The organism is Mesorhizobium sp. M1A.F.Ca.IN.022.07.1.1 (assembly GCF_003997575.1).
In the GTDB taxonomy this organism is placed as follows: Bacteria; Pseudomonadota; Alphaproteobacteria; order Rhizobiales; family Rhizobiaceae; genus Mesorhizobium.
On sequence record NZ_RZST01000504.1, the window covers coordinates 1 to 3,035 of the forward strand.

The 3,035-nt window shown below is 62.6% G+C and carries 3 protein-coding genes and 1 pseudogene; 3 read left to right on the forward strand and 1 reads right to left on the reverse strand.

The window, feature by feature from the left end:
- The 3 genes and pseudogenes from EOA75_RS31210 to EOA75_RS31220 form a co-directional block, all read left to right on the forward strand.
- A pseudogene (locus EOA75_RS31210) lies at nt 1-272 on the forward strand (hypothetical protein); the annotation flags it as partial.
- Between the two features lie 111 nt (nt 273-383).
- Nucleotides 384-779, forward strand: coding sequence for a hypothetical protein (locus tag EOA75_RS31215; protein ID WP_127247019.1), 396 nt, complete (start codon nt 384-386; stop codon nt 777-779).
- A gap of 70 nt (nt 780-849) precedes the next feature.
- Nucleotides 850-2,040 (forward strand): NADH-quinone oxidoreductase subunit D, encoded by a 1,191-nt coding sequence (locus tag EOA75_RS31220; RefSeq protein WP_127325986.1) that lies wholly within the window; start codon nt 850-852, stop codon nt 2,038-2,040.
- 225 nt (nt 2,041-2,265) lie between these two features.
- Here the strand turns inward: EOA75_RS31220 and EOA75_RS31225 are convergent, their stop codons facing one another.
- Nucleotides 2,266-2,700: a hypothetical protein gene (locus EOA75_RS31225; protein WP_067003930.1), complete on the reverse strand. Its 435-nt coding sequence runs from the start codon at nt 2,698-2,700 to the stop codon at nt 2,266-2,268.
- Nucleotides 2,701-3,035: the final 335 nt, after the last annotated feature.

The window sequence follows — 3,035 nt, forward strand, 5'->3', positions numbered from 1 at the left end:
GGCTCGGGGGACGTTGGCGCGTAGACCACCTTGCCGGCGGAGTCGGCGAGGTGGTCTACGCGCCAACGTCCCCCGAGCCGGTGCTGCTCGGCTCAGCGATGCTCGGCGCGGTGGCCGCCGGGCGCCACTCCGACCTTCGCGCGGCCATGGCGGCGATGTCGGAGGTGGGCGAGGTCTATTCGCCGAACGACGCGCTCGCTGCCTGCCACGACAGGCGCTTTGCCGCGTTCGAACGCCTGCAGGCTGCTGCGCTGTCAGTTTTGGCTGTGTGAGATATCCAGCCGTCGCCCGCCAACATTCACCGTCACTTGCCCTCTTGGGCCGGAACCATCGCCGGGCGGAGGGGTTGTGTCGTCAGACTTCGATACATGGAAGGAAAGACGATGCGGACATTGACGATGATGCTCGCTCTTTCGACCCTTGCCCTGGCGCAGTCGGTCTCGGCTCAACACGCCGATCCGCAACCGCCCCAGGTTCTGCCCCCGGCTGAACAACCTCGGCTCGACCAGGTGCAACCCGATCCGCCAAGTTCCGGCCAGACCGTTACCAACGTCGTGGTGGTGGCGATGGAGGACCTGCCCGCGGAGATCAAGGTCCAGGCCGAAGCCGTGGTCACCAGGACAACCGCCACGGACCTGGCCAAGCTGCAGAAATCGATCGATGCCTCGCCCGAGGCGGTATCGGTGCTGCATGCGAACGGGCTGAATTCCTCGCAGGTCGTCGCGGCCAACATCGATGGCGACGGCACGCTGACGCTGATCATCCAGACCACGACATGATCAGCGGCGCCGCGGGCGGTTGACCCGACTGCAGCGGCCAAACAAAATGAGAGTCCGCGAAGAGGCCGCCATGGCCGAAACCGCAATTCGCAACTTCACGCTCAACTTCGGACCGCAGCACCCGTCGGCGCATGGTGTGCTCAGGCTGGTGCTGGAACTCGACGGCGAGATCGTCGACCGCGCCGATCCGCATATCGGCCTGCTCCACCGCGGCACAGAGAAGCTGATCGAATACAAGAACTATCTGCAGGCCCTGCCCTATTTCGACCGGCTCGACTATGTGGCGCCGATGAACCAGGAGCATGCCTTCTGCCTGGCCGCCGAGAAGCTGCTCGAAATATCGGTTCCCCGGCGCGGACAGCTTATCCGCGTCCTGTTTTGCGAGATCGGCCGGCTGTTGTCGCACCTGCTCAACGTCACCACGCAGGCGATGGATATTGGCGCGCTGACGCCGCCGCTCTGGGGCTTCGCCGAGCGGGAGAAGCTGATGGTCTTTTATGAGCGCGCGTCGGGCGCGCGCATGCATGCCAACTATTTCAGGGTCGGCGGCGTGCATCAGGATCTGCCGGGAGAGTTGCTCGACGACATCTGGAATTTCTGTGATCCGTTCCTGGGAACTTTGAGCAATCTCGATGAACTCCTGACCGAAAACCGTATCTTCAAGCAGCGCAATGTCGACGTCGGCGTGATCGGACAGGACGATGCCTGGGCCTGGGGTTTCTCCGGCCCGATGGTGCGCGGCTCGGGCGCGGCCTGGGATTTGCGCAAGGCGCAACCCTATGAATGCTATCCCGAAATGAATTTCGACATTCCGGTCGGCAAGCACGGCGACTGCTACGACCGCTATCTCGTGCGCATGGAGGAGATGCGGCAGTCGGTTAGGATCATGAGGCAATGTCTGGAGAAGCTGCGCTTGCCCGACGGGCACGGCCCGGTCGCCGTACCGAGCCAGAAGATCACGCCGCCGCCGCGCGCCACCATGAAGCGTTCCATGGAGGCGACGATCCACCATTTCAAGCTCTACACCGAAGGCCATCATGTGCCGCAGGGCGAGGTCTACGCCGCGGTGGAGGCGCCCAAAGGCGAATTCGGCGTCTATCTTGTCTCTGACGGCAGCAATGTTCCGTACCGCTGCAAGATACGTGCGCCGTCTTTCGCCCACCTTCAGGCGATGGACTTCCTGTCGCGCGGGCACATGATCGCCGATGTCGCGGCCATCATCGGATCGCTGGATATCGTGTTCGGAGAGATCGATCGCTGAGTGGAGGTGCGGCGCGGGCAGCCCTAAGAGCAAATTCCAGACATAGTCCCAAACTTCGCGCGGGGAATTGCATCAACAGCAGAATGAGCGAAAGCAAAAAGATAGAGCGGTTCGACGTTCTCGCAAAACGGTGAATCGCTCTAGCTACCGACGGCTGGGGACAACTCCCCTCCGTCTCCGATAAGGATTGAACTTGCCGCGGTTCTTCGAACCGCGGCAGTCGTCTTAGTGCATGAACACCGATCTCAGCCAGGCAAGAATTCCCGAGCCTGGAGAGATGGCCGCGCGAACGCGGGACGCCGCCCAGCGTGCCGGCAGATTGGCGCCGACATGGCAATGGCAGACGACCTCGTGCAGTTGCCAGTCGCTGAGTTCGAAGAAGCGCTTTGCTTCGCCGTAGGTGTCGTCCTTCAGGCCCTGAGCACGAAAGATCGGGTCTTCGAAGGCGACAGTAATCGGCGATCCGGTGGAACGCATCTTTTCGCGCACGTCGGGTGTGGCGTATTCGGTGCCCGCAAGCGCCATAAGGCGCCGGCCGGGATCCTGCTCCAGAAGTTGCGCCCAGCGTTCGAGGCGTTGGCCACGACTGGCGATGAGAACCGCTGCTTCAGCATGAACGTCGGCAACGGCATTGAGTTGGTCTACGGTTTGGTGCTTCAAGGCCGCCTCCTATGTCGGCAGATGATCACCCGCCCCGCAAACGGAACTAAGGCGCTGCATGGCGCCGGCAAGGGCGAAATGGGCGACGGGAAATCATTTGATCGTCATTCGTGTCCGACCCCGCCGAAGCGCGGCGGGATCGCTGTGGAACCATCCCCGGTCGAGGCCGTTCTGCCATGCGTCAGCCGCCGGTGATCAGGTGTCGATGAAGCGTCGGATGAGGCGGCTCTACCCATCATGTTCTGGTCGGGCAGATACCGGTTGCCCAAACCGCATCTCGCGGACTGCTCCGCCAGCGCAACGAGGGACCACCTTATGGCTATTCTCCCCACTCC